General features: G+C 27.9%; 14 protein-coding genes. 2 read left to right on the top strand and 12 right to left on the bottom strand.

Going from position 1 to position 15931, the window contains the following annotated elements:
• The 6 genes from GSH19_RS05600 to GSH19_RS05575 all read right to left on the bottom strand — a co-directional run.
• Nucleotides 1–291 (bottom strand): transposase (locus tag GSH19_RS05600; protein WP_237027123.1); only part of this gene is annotated, 291 nt, incomplete at its 3' end.
• Between the two features lie 97 nt (nucleotides 292–388).
• Entirely contained in the window at nucleotides 389–1144 is a 756-nt protein-coding gene (locus GSH19_RS05595) for a YibE/F family protein (protein WP_237027122.1), read from the bottom strand.
• Nucleotides 1141–2259: a YibE/F family protein gene (locus GSH19_RS05590; RefSeq protein WP_237027121.1), complete on the bottom strand. Its 1119-nt coding sequence runs from the start codon at nucleotides 2257–2259 to the stop codon at nucleotides 1141–1143. Before GSH19_RS05590 ends, GSH19_RS05595 begins: the two co-directional genes overlap by 4 nt.
• Nucleotides 2260–2354: 95 nt before the next feature.
• Nucleotides 2355–2789 (bottom strand): hypothetical protein, encoded by a 435-nt coding sequence (locus GSH19_RS05585; RefSeq protein WP_237027120.1) that lies wholly within the window; start codon nucleotides 2787–2789, stop codon nucleotides 2355–2357.
• A gap of 135 nt (nucleotides 2790–2924) precedes the next feature.
• Nucleotides 2925–3578 carry an NAD(P)-binding oxidoreductase gene (locus tag GSH19_RS05580; RefSeq protein WP_237027119.1) on the bottom strand — a complete coding sequence of 218 codons (654 nt, stop codon included), beginning with the start codon at nucleotides 3576–3578 and terminating at the stop codon, nucleotides 2925–2927.
• Nucleotides 3579–3645: 67 nt separating this feature from the next.
• The gene (locus tag GSH19_RS05575; RefSeq protein ID WP_237027118.1) at nucleotides 3646–4293 is read right to left on the bottom strand and encodes an HAD family phosphatase; all 648 of its coding nucleotides are present in this window, start codon (nucleotides 4291–4293) and stop codon (nucleotides 3646–3648) included.
• 258 nt (nucleotides 4294–4551) lie between these two features.
• Here GSH19_RS05575 and GSH19_RS05570 point away from each other — a divergent pair, with 258 nt between their 5' ends.
• Nucleotides 4552–5721 carry an amidohydrolase gene (locus tag GSH19_RS05570; protein ID WP_237027117.1) on the top strand — a complete coding sequence of 390 codons (1170 nt, stop codon included), beginning with the start codon at nucleotides 4552–4554 and terminating at the stop codon, nucleotides 5719–5721.
• 62 nt (nucleotides 5722–5783) lie between these two features.
• On the opposite strand, the gene GSH19_RS05565 is transcribed toward GSH19_RS05570, so the two are convergent.
• A complete protein-coding gene (locus GSH19_RS05565) occupies nucleotides 5784–8108 on the bottom strand; it encodes an MMPL family transporter (protein WP_237027116.1) in 2325 nt (774 codons plus the stop codon).
• A gap of 121 nt (nucleotides 8109–8229) precedes the next feature.
• Here GSH19_RS05565 and GSH19_RS05560 point away from each other — a divergent pair, with 121 nt between their 5' ends.
• Nucleotides 8230–8733, top strand: a complete 504-nt coding sequence (locus GSH19_RS05560) for a hypothetical protein (RefSeq protein ID WP_237027115.1) — start codon at nucleotides 8230–8232, stop codon at nucleotides 8731–8733.
• A gap of 23 nt (nucleotides 8734–8756) precedes the next feature.
• On the opposite strand, the gene GSH19_RS05555 is transcribed toward GSH19_RS05560, so the two are convergent.
• The 5 genes from GSH19_RS05555 to GSH19_RS05535 all read right to left on the bottom strand — a co-directional run bounded on the left by GSH19_RS05555 (nucleotide 8757) and on the right by GSH19_RS05535 (nucleotide 15860).
• The gene (locus GSH19_RS05555) at nucleotides 8757–10079 is read right to left on the bottom strand and encodes a uracil-xanthine permease family protein (protein ID WP_237027114.1); all 1323 of its coding nucleotides are present in this window, start codon (nucleotides 10077–10079) and stop codon (nucleotides 8757–8759) included.
• Between the two features lie 7 nt (nucleotides 10080–10086).
• Nucleotides 10087–11223 carry an amidohydrolase family protein gene (locus GSH19_RS05550; RefSeq protein WP_237027113.1) on the bottom strand — a complete coding sequence of 379 codons (1137 nt, stop codon included), beginning with the start codon at nucleotides 11221–11223 and terminating at the stop codon, nucleotides 10087–10089.
• 35 nt (nucleotides 11224–11258) lie between these two features.
• Nucleotides 11259–11420, bottom strand: a complete 162-nt coding sequence (locus GSH19_RS05545) for a hypothetical protein (RefSeq protein WP_237027112.1) — start codon at nucleotides 11418–11420, stop codon at nucleotides 11259–11261.
• A 140-nt stretch (nucleotides 11421–11560) separates the two neighbouring features.
• The gene (locus GSH19_RS05540; protein ID WP_237027111.1) at nucleotides 11561–14905 is read right to left on the bottom strand and encodes a pectate lyase-like adhesive domain-containing protein; all 3345 of its coding nucleotides are present in this window, start codon (nucleotides 14903–14905) and stop codon (nucleotides 11561–11563) included.
• Nucleotides 14906–14930: 25 nt separating this feature from the next.
• Nucleotides 14931–15860 carry a WxL protein peptidoglycan domain-containing protein gene (locus GSH19_RS05535; protein WP_237027110.1) on the bottom strand — a complete coding sequence of 310 codons (930 nt, stop codon included), beginning with the start codon at nucleotides 15858–15860 and terminating at the stop codon, nucleotides 14931–14933.
• Nucleotides 15861–15931 lie beyond the last annotated feature (71 nt).

Below are 15931 nucleotides of genomic sequence, written 5' to 3'. Positions count from 1 at the left end.
GAAGATAACACTAGGGCTAGATATTTTAAATTGAAGTGCTGTTTCTGGATACGAACTGTGGTTAGTGTGCATCCAATGCAGCACTTTTTGTTTGAACTCACCAGGATATATTATATGATTTGTCATTGATTTAATTCCACTCAAACCATAGGTTTGATACAGTTTTACCCAATACAAAATTGTTCCACTTCGTTTGATATTATATTTCTTACATAAATAGTTAGAGCTGTGTCCTTTTTCTAAATATTCTAAAACAATTTTTATCTTTAATTCAAAATTATATTTAACCACAAAAAGACCCCCAAAAGTCAGATTTTTCTGTCCAACTTTTGGGGGTCACTTCAAATAAAAGTTTTTATTAATCCTATTTTTTTATGGAAGTATCTTTTTACAAAACCTCTTTTTTTCTTCGATGCAAAATAATTCCGATTATGACTGGTATTGTTAAAATAACTCCAATAGCGGAAATCAAAGTCATAATTAGTTCTGAAACAAAAATTTTATTGTTAATAATCGAGGCAAAGGAATAATGTAATCGCTCAAACCAAATTAATAAAGCCAAAATTTCTCCATATAATCCAAAAAACAAAGTATTAAAGGCAGTTCCTACAATTTCTTTTCCAATATGTAACCCTGAATCAATTAAATGTTGATTAGAAATTTTAGAATTATGTTCAATAATTTCTGTTAATCCAGTTGAAATTGCAACTGAAGCTTCAGCAACTGCTCCTAAACAACTTAAAATAATCATAGAAGTTGAAATATTTAAGAATTTAATTCCAATCAATAATGACATCCCTTCCAAATCATCATTATTTTCATTACTAAATCCTTGAACTTGAGCCCAATGAAGAATTGGAATAATCAATGCAATTACAATTAAAACTACAATAATTGAACCAATAAAAGAAATATCAGCATGTTGTCCTTGATCATTACTAAAGTAAATTGTAATTAATAAAATAATAATTGAATTAACAATGGTTACCCAAAACGCTGATAAACCAATTGAAATTAAATGACCAGTCGCAAAAACAAAAATAAAATTCAAAATCAATCCGAGATAAGCATATATCCCCTTAACTCCACCGGCTAAAATCATTGCAGCTAGTAAAATAATGGCTAACACAGTAATTGTACTCATTTGATCACCTTCGTCCTACATAAACTACTTGCAATCATACTTGTAATTGGCACTGTTAAAGCAATTCCAATTGCACTAATCAAACTTTGCACAACTCCAAGTGACATAATCATATAAAATGTATATCCCCATGCATTACCATTATCTAAAAATAGAATCAGCATTGGAAAAGTGACTGCAATAAAAATTAGAAATAATACATTAACTAATGGTCCCATAATTGAACTTCCAATTTTTCGACCAGTTAAAAATAATTGCCACTTCGAAAGTGATGGATTTTCTTTAAAAACTTCAAATAAACTAGAAGTTATATCTGCCGATAAATCCATGATTGCACCAAGTGATCCAATCATACTAGCTGCAAAAAATAACGGAACTCGATCTTGCGTTACATATTCCATCATTTCAAAATTAACTCCATTTTGATTAGTTATCTTTAAGACTAAATAACTTATTGCTAAAGATAATGCCGTCCCAATGATTGTTGAGAAAAAAGCAACGGCTGTTTCTTTTGATTTCCCAAAAATCAATAAAGACGTTACTCCTGTAAAAATAATCGATAAAACTGTAAAAATAACAAATGGATTAATTGAGGTCATTACATCAATTTTAATTGAAATATATAAGATAGTTGCATTAATAATCACACTCAAAAGTGCCATTGAGCCTTTAAATTTTAAAACAACTAAAATAATAATAATCGTTAACCAAAACAAGAAAATTAAACTAGTATCTCTTTTTAATCCTTGAATCATTAAATTTTTACTGTTCCATTTTTGATGATTAATAACATGTAAAAAGATTCTTTGATTTTTCTTATACTGTAAATCGGTTGCATTAGACTTTGAATAATTATTTTCTAATTGATAAGTTTCATTTTTATGTTTTCCATTTAAAATTTTAACCGTTAACTTTTGATTTGTTGAATAATCAATATTATTAAACTGATCGACTTGTTTTTGTGACTTACCATTTTTAACAGAAACAATCTGTCCAATCGGAGCTTGATACAATCCACTATCATAATGAGAAAATAAAATTAACCCTACTCCTGATAAAAAGATTAAAAAAATAGTTAGCCAGCTAATATGTATTTTTGAATTAATTTTTTTCAAAATAAATTGCCTCAGTTCTTTTATATTATGAATATTTTATCATATCCAATAAAAAAAGACTGATTCTTTAAGATTAATAGAATCAGTCCTTTAATTTAAAATGCTTTTGGTAATTTGAACCATTTATTACTACTATCAGTAACATTGTAAATTACATTTTTTGAATTCTTTTTGTTAGTTGTCTTGTATTGATTATTCTTTACAATCCAAGCAAATGAAGCATCAGCATTTTTTCTCATCTTAGTTGAAACGTAAACTTTAGTTCCTTTTTTAAGAGTTCCTACTTTTTTAGAAGTAGAATTTGATGCAGGAATTGCTTCAGTATATTTATATACAGGAGTATTCTTTGTAACTACTACTTTTTGGTACTTATTCCAATATCCAGCAGTTGGACTTGGTACATAACTTTTTGCAGATTGAGAAATAGTTGCATTAGCACTTACATTGTTATTTACGGCAGCAGCTCCACCAGCGAATAAAGCAGCACTCAAAGCCAAAACAGCAAAACGATTAATCTTTAAAGTTTTCATAGTAAAATCTCCTTTAATAAATACTATTCAAATGTTACGTAAATGTAACATTTGTAATATTTTGTAATACGATTATATAACATACTTTTTTGTTTTACAACAAAAATAACTCAATTTATAAAAATATAATTATCTTTATAAATTATTAAGTTCTTCTTGAATTGTAGACTTCCCAGAATGCATTGTAATTACCTTATTTGAATCATTTTTATTATTAATAACTTCTTTTAATACTTCTGCTACATCAGTAATAGAATTTTCACCTGGAGTTTCAATATTAAATTGTACTTTACCAGTTCCTGATGTTTCAGTTAGTGTACTAGGTTGTAAAATTGTATAGTCTAAATCAGTATTATGAATCAACCAATAATCGGCAATATATTTTGCTGCTTGATAAGCTTGTAAATTTCCATAATGTGGATTATTAATCCATTTGTCAGGTTGCAATGCAAATGCAGAACTTAACATAACGTACTTTGTAACTCCAGCTTTTTCAGCTGCTTGCATAGTCTTAATTGCACCAAAACTTTCTGTTTGAACTAAATCTTCGTTACGTGAACCAGCAACAAAGTAAACTACGTCAAATCCATTGAATAATTCTGTAATATCACTAACTAATAATTCAGCTAAGTTAAATTTAACCAACTTAACATTTTCAAAAATATGATCATTTTGATATTTTCCCGGTGATCTTGTTGTAACTGATAATTCTGTTTCCTTATCTTGCTTTAAAAATTTAACTAACTCTTTACCAACTCTTCCAGTTCCACCAATAATCATAATTTTCATAAATAACACCTCGATTTGTTTTTTGTACGAACATAGTCTAACAAATCGATAATGGTTTTACTAGTAATTAGTAAGCCAATAAATCTTTAACTTCATTTAAATTGTGACAAACTTTATAAGTCATTGCTTGATGCTTATCACTAGGCATTTTCATATCTGGAATTCCAATCACTTTTACTCCAGCTTCATGGGCAGCTGTAATTCCATTTTCACTATCTTCTAATATAACTGTATCTTCCTTAGGTACACTAGTTTTATTAACACTCGTCAAAAATATTTCTGGATTAGGTTTTCCGTTTTTAACTTCATTTCCATATGTTTTAAATTCAAAATAATCAAAAATACCATTTCTTTGTAAAATACCATCTGCAATTTGATTATTATTTGAAGTTGCTAACGAGATTATATAATTATTTTCTTTTAAATATACCAATAATTCTTTAGCTCCTAGTTTCAAATCAAAATCATCTGCAGCTAATTTTTCACCTTCATCATTGAAATATTTCAAAACTTCTTTTTTATCTGCTGGTAAATCGTACCAATCAATTAAATTAGATACATTTTCGGAAAATGTTCTTCCACTAAATAATTTTACATAATCGTCCAAAGTTATATTTTTACCATATTTATTCAATACACTTTCAAATAAATTATAATAGACTTTTTCTGAATCAATTAATAAACCATCCATATCAAAAATTACTGATTTAATCATTTTTAAAATCCTCATTTCTTATCTACTTAATAATCTAATCTTAAATGAGTTAACACAAATTTTCCAACAAATTATATTTTAAAAACATAGTAACTTTTTGTTGCTTTTTTTCTGCATTTATTATTTTTTACATTTATAATTAGATTACAATTATTATTTTAGCCAAAGTTTAATTTTTCAAAAGTAACATTTTTAATACTTATACTAATTCTTATAATAACTAAATTAATAAAAAATGATAATTAAGGAGAAAATACTATGAATAATTTAGAAAATGTTTTAAATAAACTTGATTTAGATGAACAAAATATAATCAATACTAGAAGATATATTCATGAAAATCCAGAAGTATCTTTTGAAGAAAAGAACACTTCTAGTTACATTAAAAATTTTTATGAAAATTTAGGAATGGACGCTAAATCTTGTGATGATGGTTATGGACTAATCGTAGATATTGATTCAGGTAATCCTGGTAAATGTATTGCTTTAAGGGCTGATTTTGATGCTTTACCAGTCCAAGAAATTAATGATTTACCATTTAAATCAAAAAAAGATGGTGTTATGCATGCTTGTGGACATGATGGACATACTGCGTATTTAATGTATGTTGCAAAAGCACTAAATGAAATTAAAACCCAATTAAATGGAAAAATAAGAATTATTCATCAACCTGCAGAAGAAAAAATGCCTGGTGGAGCTTTAAGCATGATTAAAGATGGTTGTCTCGAAGGAGTTGATCATGTTCTAGGTGCTCATGTTATGTCAAACTTAAAAGCAAATAAAATGTTTTATCATCTTGGTGAAACTCAAACTGGAAGAGCAAATTTTAAGTTGACGATTCAAGGACTAGGAGGACACGCATCAATGCCACAAATTTCAAATGATGCAATTCTGGCTGGTTCTTATTTTGTTAATGAAGTACAAAGTATTGTATCAAGAAGAGTTAATCCTAGTTCAATGGGTGTGGTTACTATTGGATCATTTGATGGAAAAGGTTCCGCAAATTCAATTAATGGATTAGTAACATTAGAAGGTGATGTAAGATATTTCGATAACGAAACTAAAGATTTGATTCAAACTAATATGGAAAATATTGTTTCCGGTATTGAAAAAGCTTTTTCTGTTAAAACCGATTTGAACTATCAAAATAACTACCCTGTTCTTTATAATAATCCGGAATTTACAAAATATGCTGTAGAAGAAATTAAAAAAGCTGGATTACCTATCGAAGAATGTGATAAACAAGATCCTTCTGAAGATTTTGCTTATTACGCTGAAAAAATTCCTAGTACATTTTTATACGTTGGATGTGATGTTAATGATGGAAAAAGTCATCCACATCATAGTTCAGAATTTCAAATGGATGAAAATTGCTTAATTGTAGTTGCTAAATCAATTGCAACTGTAACATTAAATTATTTAAAATAATAAAAAGCTCCAAATTAGACTTTTTTATATCTAATTTGGAGCTTTTTTAATATATATTATAACTATTTATTTTTTTGACCTGGGAAAACCCAATTCCATTTACCACATAATTTAATCATTGATGGTACAAAAATCAAACGAATTAAGAATGCATCAATAAATACTCCAAATGCAAGTACTAATCCTAATGATTTAATGGTTGGATCAGGAGAAAGTGCAAAACTTCCAAAGACAGCTACCATAATTAATGCAGCAGTAATAATAACTGGACCACTCATCTTCAATCCAACTAATACTGAACGTTCATTATCTTTTGTTTTTAGATATTCTTCGCGAATTCGAGATACCATAAACACTTCATAATCCATCGCAAGTCCAAATAAAACACCAATCGTGATAATTGGTAAGAATGCAAGAATTGGTGAACCAACACTGATTCCAAATAATTGTTTTAAGAAACCATCTTGAACAACTAAAGTAACAAGTCCGAATGAAGCAAATAATGATAATCCAAATCCAACCATTGCAAAGAATGGAATTACAAATGATTTGAAAACAATCATTAATAATACAAAGGCTAATACAATTACTAAGCCAGCAAAAACTGGAATTGCATTATTTAATTTTTCTGTAATATCAATATTTACTGCATTAGATCCAGTTAAGACGATATTGGCTTTATTATTCTTCTTCAAATTATTATCTGAGAATGAATTAATATTTTTAGCTAATGTTTCAGTCTTAGCAGAAGCAGGACCAGTCTTTGGAATTACAACAAACATTCCATATTTTTTATTATCACTAACTTGTACTGAAGTTAAAACTGCCTTTTTAGCTTTTGCTTCAACCTTTTTCTTATATTCTTGTGTTGCTTTTTGTGTTAACTGTTGTTGTGCTTGAGGTGATTGTGCTAATGCTGGATTCTTTTGCATTGCAGTCATAACATATTGTTTTACGTATGCTTCACCTTGTTCTTTAACTTTTGCTTGATATTGTGGAGATTTCATTTGTTTTAATGCCTTTTCATTCTTCATAGGCATAACCATATCTACATCATCAAGTTTTTTCATTTTGTTAGTTACTTTATTAATTGCTTTGTCTTTATCTGATTGACTAGCATCTTTATCGAATTTAATAACACCCACTAATTGAGAGTTACTTCCTTCACCAAATTTATCAGACATCATATCGTAAGCTTGTCGAGTAGTATTATCCTTTGGTAATGCACCATCATAAGGCATCCCTAATCTCATATGAGATGATGGAATTGCAAATAATGCAATCACAACAATACTAATTAAAGCTGAAACAATTGGATGTTTAATAATTGAATTACTAAACCAACCTGATTGCTTGATTTTAGCATCAACACTAGTTTCATCTGGTTTAATGAATTTATGAAGAACCGAAATTAATGCTGGAAGTAATGTTAAAGCTGATAAGATTGCAAAAGCAATACTTACTGCTGTTGAAATTCCCATTTGAGTTAGGAAATCAATTCCAACGATACTTAATCCAGCAACAGCAATAATAACAGTTACTCCAGCAAATAGTACTGAGGCACCAGCATTAGCAAGTGCTTCTCCCATTGCCTTTTGCTTATCTTTTTGTTCATTAAGATCCGTTCGATAACGATGAATAATGAATAAAGCATAATCAATTCCAACTGCTAAACTAAGCATTGTAGCAAGAGTTTTAGATAGATCAACAATTGTAAAGAAACTAGTTCCAATTGTTACAAGTAAAACACCAGAAGCTAATCCAACTAATGCAGTAATAATTGGAAGACCAGCTGTTACAAATGATCTAAATAAGATTAATAATAGAATGAATGCAATAATAATTCCGATAATTTCAGCTGTTACACCGAAAGTAAGGGGAGAAATATTTGCGGTTCCATTATATGCAACTTTTACCTTGTTTTGATCTTTTAGACTATTGAATTTATTTTCAATGCTTTTAATTGCATGTTTAGATACTAATTGAGCATCTTTATTAAAAGTGATACTTACATATACAGTTGATTTATCATCACTAACTAATTGATTTTCATATGGATTATCGATTGATTTAATTCCATATTTACCTTTAATATCACCAATTTTGTTATTAATTTGTTTCTTTACGTCAGATTTAGTAATTTGACCTTTTTTACCTTGAATTACAACATTCATTGTTCCTGCATCAAGGTTTTTATGAAACTCTTTCTTAATTGTTTTTTGTACATCAGTTGATGGTATTCCAGACATTTTAAGATTTTGATCAAAGTTTGATCCATAATGACCCATAAAACCTAAAAATGCTGCTAAAACTACCAACCATGCAATAATGGTTTTCCATTTGTTTTTGAAAATCCATTGTCCTTGTTTATTTAACATTTTTTTCATGGATATACCCTCCTATGTATTTATTCTTCATATTATATGATAAAATAATTATCAAAATAGTAAATGTTTATATAAGTTACATTGCATATTAAATGTGCTAATTAGGAGATTTGTTTACAAAATGAGTGATTTAAGAAAAAAAAGAACAAGACTTGCAATTTTTAATAGTTTTCAAAATCAAATGGAGCAAAAAGATTTCACTGATATTTTAGTGACTGATATTGTTAAAGATGCAATGATTCATCGAAATACTTTTTATCAACACTATGATGATAAATATGACTTACTACATGACTTTCTAGCAACTGCTTTAACTGAAAGTGAAGTTACAATTGATGAATTTAAAGAAAAACCTTTTTCAAGTATTCATAAAATTTTTAAACCACGACTCGAAAAAGTATGGCAAAAACAAATATCTAATAATGAATTTTTTAGTTTATTCCCCAAAATTTTTATTCAATCATTTGTTGAAAAAAATGAAAATGATTATAGTATTTTGTGGGATATGGGTAGACTAGTTGCTGTTTTAGCATGGACTATTACTAGTGGATCTGACTTATCTGCAGAAAATAATCCTAAGGAACTAGATAATATTTATAAACGAGGAATTTTTCCTAAAGTTTAAAAAAGACCTTTAAAAGGTCTTTTTTAATTTAATCTTTTAGGCATAATTAAATTTAATATAATTGATACAATTGCAGCCACTGCAATTGGAGAACCTAACAAATATTGTATTATTTGTGGAGTTTCTTTAATCACAGAACCAGGAATCAAAATCATAGCCATTGTTAAAACAATTGGCATTCCAACAACATATAAATCTCTTTCAGATGTATTAAGTCCTTTAATAACTTTTAATCCATTTAGCATAATGGTTACACAAATAACCGAAAATACACCACCAATTACTGGACTTGGAATTGCTGATAAAAATGCGGAAATTTTACCTAAAAATCCGAGTGCTACAAAAGTAAAACCAGCTGAAATAAATACTTTTTTACTTGCTACTCCAGTAATTGAAATTACTCCTGCATTAGTTGAATAACTTGTCACTGGAGTACTTCCAATTATTGAAGCAATCAAACAACTAATTCCTTCACCGATAATTCCTCGATTCCATTGTTTATCGTCAATTTTTTCACCGGTCGTCGCACTCATCGCAAACCAAGTTCCAGCTGTTTCAGTTGTCAAAATTGCATATATAATTACGAAAGTAAAAATAGCTGAAGGAGAAAATTTAATTCCATAACTAATCGCATTAAATTTTGGAATTGTTATCCAACTAGCATCCTTGATTACACTTAAATCGAGTAATCCCATAAAATATGCAACTAAACTTCCAACTAATAACGCTAAAATAATCGATCCTACTTTAAAAATATGTTTAGCTTTAGGAAAATATAAACCTAAAAAAATAGAAAATATTAAAATAAAACAGGTAATTGAAGCCAACAGAATATTTTGATTAACATTACCTGGAGCTTTAAAAATATTATCATTTAAAGCTGATGGCATTAGTGATAAACCTACACATGAAATTATTGTTCCTCCAACAATTGAAGGTACCAAATAATTAATCACTTTTTGAAAAAACCCTGATAATCCTAATAAAATAAGTAAAATTGAGCCAATAATAAATGATCCAATAACCGTTGCCATTCTATTATTTCCAGCGCCATTTGTAAAATAAACTCCTGCAATTGCACTAATTGGAATAAATGAGGGACCTGCTGAAATTGGCATCTTCATAAAATACTTAGTTTGTAAAATTGTTCCTATTCCAGCTGCTAAAAATGTTGCTTGAATTAGACTGGTCTTTTGAGCAACTCCCATTGCTAATAATCCCGCAATTATTACTGGTGGTACATAAACATCCATTGCTAAAACATGTTGTAATCCTAAAAAAAACGATTGTGAATTTGATATTTTATCATCTGGACCATACATTAATGAATTATCTTTTTCTGACATAATTTTTTTATCCTCTCTTAGCTAAATATCCTTGAACATATACTTTTTTGATATCATTTGCACGTGTGTGATAAATCAAATTATCCAGAATATCTTGTTTGTCATTTTTCTGAAATGGGTTTGGTTGATTTTCAACTATTTGTAAATCGGCCAAATATCCTTCTTTTAATTTACCAGTTTTCAAATTCACTACTTTAGCTCCACCAACTGTAGCTAAGTAAAATGCTTGTTTTGAAGTTATTTTACTATTAGTTACTCCTCTAATTTCTGATACAACACTATTATCAACCCCATTTTGCAAATGTTGGGAAGATAAAATTGCATCTTTCATATTATCGTATAAACTTGGAGAAAATCCTCCAGAAACATCACTTCCTAATCCTAAATTAACATTTTTTCTTAATGCATCATTAACTGGAAAAATAGCATTCCCAAAATAAGCATTTGAAATTGGGCAATGTGAAACTGTAGTTCCTGTTTTATGAAAAATATTAAAATCAGAATTATTCAATAAAGTTCCATGAGCCATGATACTTTTGCTTGTTAATAAATTATTTTCATATAAAAGCTGTGCATCTCTTTTTCCATATTTATTAATTGAATAACTATTTTCCCAATCACTTTCTGAACAATGAGATTGAATTGGAAGATTATATTTTTTTGCCAATTCACCTAATCCTTTGAGCGATTCTAATGAACAACTTGGAGAAAATCTTGGTGTAATAACTGGGGTTTGCTTAATTGAATATTTCTCATTTGACTTCAACAATTTATTAATAAAACTTTCATATTTATTAAGACTATCTTGTGCAGATTTATCACGATAATATTCGGGATTATTGTCTTTATCGTCCATTGAAACATGTCCGATAAATCCTCTTTGATGTTTTTCATTACAAATATCAGCTAACAATAAATTTGAATCTTGATAAATTGATCCAAAATAAACTGATGTAGTAGTTCCATTATTGATTAAATTAGTAACTAAATCTTCATAAACTTTTTTGGAAAAATCTAAATCTTTATATTTTGACTCAAGTGGAAAAGTATAAGTATTTAACCAATCTTGTAATGGCAAATCTAACCCTAATCCAGCATTAGGCCACTGGGGAGCGTGAATATGTGTATCAATAAAACCTGGCAATATGTACTGAGTATCAGATAACTCTTCTAATATATCTAATTTTTTCCTTTATTTATTAATTCTTCATATTTTTTATCACTTGAATTAATAATTTTTTCAATGTATCCATCTGTAACAATAAGCAAAACATTTTCTAAAAATTCAATTTTGTTTGGATTTTCAGACGTAAAACCGGAACCTTTAATTATTTTATCCAATATATACACCTCATTGCTTAAATATAACTAATTATTTTCATTTAATTGTTCGTTTTTAATTATACTTTAACAACCATTTTTTGTAAATTAAGCCAAACAAAAAGTTCAAAATAGAATATAAAATCTATTTTGAACTTTTTTTATTCACCTGGTCCATTTTGAATTGTCCAAGTTAATCCTGGATTATTTTTATCATTATCTCCATTTTGATAATCACCATGAAAGTTATAATTATTGTCTAACTTCAACTTAATTTGCTTGTTTCTATTCCAATATAAATCAGTTAGCTCATTATCTGCGTTTGATTGTTCAACTTCCACATTATGATCTAATAATGAAGTCATATTAGAACCATCGATATAGAACAATTCTCCTTTAAAACTATCACCGAGTCCATCTCCATTTTTACTAAATGTATCATTATTTTGATGAACGTATAGGCCAATTGGTGTTTTTTCTTTTCGTTGATCATCTACAGTAGCACCTAAATGTTGATTAGTTGATAAAAATAGATTAGTTGCATTTTGGCTATTAGCACCATAATATAAATCTTGCGGATCAACTTTAACTCTACTTAACCCTTTAAAATTAATACTCATATCTGGGCCTTTAACTACGTCATCATAACGAGTTTCCAGCTGTGAATTAAAATCCATTTGTTTATCTGTAATTGGATTCTTTAAAGTTACCTTTAAATCAATTTGTTTAGTTGTTCCTGGATTACTTTCACCAGGTTTAGCATTAGTCCGTGGTAAAGAAATATTATTTAATTTTATAATTTTATAATTATCTTCTGTTTCCACTGTACAGTCATTTGGATCTAACTTTTTAAATCCATCACCATCTTTAATTTCTAACGTATCTAAATTGGCAGATAAAGGAACCGGTTGTTCATAACTCAACTCTTTAAAATCAATGTGTCGAGATGTATTTCTCAAAGTACTATCAAACTCTAGTGTATCACCATCTTCATCTGTATCACCTTGATTAACTTCGTTTAACTTATTATCGCTATTACTTTCATTATCATTAGTTAAATCTTTCATTTTATTTTCTACATCTAATTGTAATGGTTCATTTAATTTAATATTAAACTTATCACTATCAATAAAATTATAGGTTGCATAAACTGATAAATCCTTCTTAGCATCACCAACATCTTCCCAAGTTTTTTCTGGAACATTAAAATGGAAATTACCATTTTCATCAGTTAAAGCCATATAAGGTCGAGGCTTTTGTATTACTGTTGAATATTTATTAAAGTCATCATTTAATAAACTAGAGAAAATATTAGTATCAAAGAAATTATCATTTTGAAAGTCATCGGTCTTTATAAGCTGTTTACTGTTAAAAGTACTTCCACTTAAATAACTAGTACTAGTTGGAAAATCTTTTTTGTATTTATTATATAAAATTTTATTTGATTTTATAATTGTTTTTGCTAAATCATTTTTATCCTTACCAGTATTATCTGAATCATAATAATAAGTCCGATTGTCACTATCCTGACTATCATCTTTAGTATCATCTTTTCTAATATAAATTTTTACATAAGCATTTTTTAAATTATTTCCATTTTCATCTTTCACATTACCATGAATATATTTATTATTATCATTAGATATCCCACTGGAAACAGTTATTTTCGGAATAGTTAATTGAGTAAAATGCATCATAGCATATTGATTTCCCCCTGCATCATTAACACTATCTGCAACTTTTTTAGAATCAAAATAATCTCCTGAAATTCTCATATAATTTGTATCAATATCTTGACTCCACCAAGAACCACTAAAAGGCAATAAAAATCTACTAATTGGAACAGGAGGAGTAATACTTGTATTCTGTCCATTTTTACCTTGCCCAATTGTTTCAAGTGATGCATCAGTAGCATTAATAAAACTGTAATCTCCGATATGAATTAAAGTAGAATTAGACAAACTTCTATTATAGTTAGAACTATTAGATGAATTAATCATATCAACCTGATTTTGATCATTCCAATAAACCGATTTTGGATTAAGTAAATTTATTGTTGTGGCACCAGAAGTATATAAAATATAATTATAATCATTATTAACATCATGCATATTTGAATCAATATTAAATGTTCCCCCAGAATTAATATTAATTTGTCCTCCACTAATGCTAACAACTCCATCATTTGTATAACCACTATAGTCTTTATCTTTATTAAAATTGTTAATAAATGAAGCACCTTTATCAACCGTAAGTTTTAACTTTCCTAATTGCATTAGTGCATCACTTGCACCCCCTTCAGAACTATGTGCAACCATGCCAGCACCTTGAGATTCTAGAGTAGAATTCTCATGCATATTAACTTGAGAACTACTAGCTCCATAAACAGCTGTAGAAATCCATTTACTACTTGAATCTGGATTACCAATTTTTTCACCACTATTTGTTTTAATCGGGTCTGTATTACAAATTATTTTTATTTGCGCATTATCATAAGCATCCAATTGTGAATTACCTAAAAATACAATTCCAGAACTATTACTACCGTAGCTATCTTCAGTGGATCCAAATTTATGTGGATGTAATTCTATTTTTGCACCTTCATCAGCATTCAAATTACCTGTCAACTCTAAAACATTACCACCATAAGTTTCACCATAATAATGTGAATTTTTATGAAATTCTACATCTCCAACTTGCATATTTTGCTCATCTTGAGGACCACTATTACTATCAGCTTTATATTTTGTCCCATCAAAAGATTTATACCAAGGAACTGAATGTACATCAACATCACCAATAACATTAATCTTACAACCATTACCACCTTGACTATGAATTAATTGAGGACCGTAATATGAAACATTATCATAAGTAACAGTACAATTTGGATCATTTATACTTAATGGTCCATAAAAAGATTGCCCATATATTTTTATATCTTTAAAAGTCCAATTTGCACCATCATTTTGTTGTAATGCCATATTATTATAACCATAATCAATCGTTTTACCATTTCCATCAATAGTAACAGCACCATTATGACGCACCATAGTATTAGCCCAATCCCATATATCGCCAGATTGACCATTAATTTTATTTCCATCTGGACCACCATATCTACTTCTATGCATATAATATCTTCCATAAGAAGAAGTTGTTAAATCAATATCATTAGCTAATTTAATATTTGTTATATTAGAAGTTCCTCCATTTTTATTAGAATCTCTAGTATCTGAATTAGCATAAAAATTTTCGCTAACAGTTGAAACCCCTGCATCATTATTTCGATTATCATAAACATAAGTTGATTTAATACATGCATCAATAAATTCATCCGCATTATGTACTACAACCGAAGTATCATTAGGATTTATTTTACTAGCGCCTGTTTTAGTTAAAGGACCTGGATCCCTATCAGCAGCTTTACTATTAACTGTTCCAAAACACAAAAAGCCAAAAATAATTAAGGTAAATATTAAAATAAATTTCTTTATATTTTTCATAGCATTAGACTTCTTTCTTACTTAATTAAATTTTATTTCTTATCTTTTCAATCATTTTTATCGATATAAAATAGATAATTGCTAGGAGTACAGCAATTATTATTGCAATTAAATAAGTTTGCTTAATATTCTTCTTTTTGGTATGTTTTCCTCCATTAATTGAAAAATATTTATTTATTCTTTTAAAATGTCCATCATTATCTTTTATTGTTAATTTTAAATAATAAAATCCAGCATTCAGATCTCCAAAAGAAAAACTCATTTTATTCTGAGAACTAGGAACCATATTATAATGATTATTATCATTATTTAAAATTTTTCGATTTTGATTATATAGTTTCATATTTAATTTATATTTAGATAATATAACCGGCTGATTATTAACAATATTAAGATTAACTTTATAGCGATTAGGTTTAATATTGTTAATAAAAATCTTATTTATATTAGCCTTTTTTGGTTTTCCTTCTAATAAGATTGCATTAGAGAAACTAAATTTATTCTTATTCTCACTTTTATAACTATTGACTCCACCCAAAACTTGTCCATTTATTCCACTTTCTGGAATTTTTATTTTCACAGTTAAAACTTTATTTCCATGTGGTTTTAAAGTAACACTTTTATTATTTTTATCAACTAACATCGAAGTAAAAGTTGGATTATCAAGATGATAACTATCTTTTACTTCGCTACTATAAGTAATTAACCCATTATCATTATGGGCATCATTAAAAAGATTATGAACTATAACTTTTTTATTCTCATAATTATGTAATTTAAATTTAATTTTTAAAGTCTGATTGTTTTTTACTTTTATATTGTAGTATCCTAATTTTTTATTTTGTTGACTTAAAATTGGATCAACAGAATAGTCAAAAGATTCTCCTCTAACATTTTCTCCTAGTATCAAAAAAAAGCTAAAAGAAGTAATTAATGTTAATAATAATTTTTTCATAATATATAGACCTATTTTTATTAATAAATAATTATATAGTTATTATAAACATACCATAATACCTTAAGACA

The organism is Lactobacillus sp. S2-2 (assembly GCF_021698855.1).
In the GTDB taxonomy this organism is placed as follows: domain Bacteria; phylum Bacillota; class Bacilli; order Lactobacillales; family Lactobacillaceae; genus Fructilactobacillus.
This window is presented reverse-complemented; position numbering and strand designations above follow the sequence as displayed.

Bases quoted from the DNA above. Each gene is read 5' to 3' on its own strand.
- GSH19_RS05585 (WP_237027120.1), bottom strand. From the start codon at position 2,789: ATGAAAACTTTAAAGATTAATCGTTTTGCTGTTTTGGCTTTGAGTGCT.
- GSH19_RS05535 (WP_237027110.1), bottom strand. From the start codon at position 15,860: ATGAAAAAATTATTATTAACATTAATTACTTCTTTTAGCTTTTTTTTG.
- GSH19_RS05555 (WP_237027114.1), bottom strand. From the start codon at position 10,079: ATGTCAGAAAAAGATAATTCATTAATGTATGGTCCAGATGATAAAATA.
- GSH19_RS05580 (WP_237027119.1), bottom strand. From the start codon at position 3,578: ATGAAAATTATGATTATTGGTGGAACTGGAAGAGTTGGTAAAGAGTTA.
- GSH19_RS05560 (WP_237027115.1), top strand. From the start codon at position 8,230: ATGAGTGATTTAAGAAAAAAAAGAACAAGACTTGCAATTTTTAATAGT.
- GSH19_RS05575 (WP_237027118.1), bottom strand. From the start codon at position 4,293: ATGATTAAATCAGTAATTTTTGATATGGATGGTTTATTAATTGATTCA.
- GSH19_RS05570 (WP_237027117.1), top strand. From the start codon at position 4,552: ATGAATAATTTAGAAAATGTTTTAAATAAACTTGATTTAGATGAACAA.
- GSH19_RS05565 (WP_237027116.1), bottom strand. From the start codon at position 8,108: ATGAAAAAAATGTTAAATAAACAAGGACAATGGATTTTCAAAAACAAA.
- GSH19_RS05595 (WP_237027122.1), bottom strand. From the start codon at position 1,144: ATGAGTACAATTACTGTGTTAGCCATTATTTTACTAGCTGCAATGATT.
- GSH19_RS05540 (WP_237027111.1), bottom strand. From the start codon at position 14,905: ATGAAAAATATAAAGAAATTTATTTTAATATTTACCTTAATTATTTTT.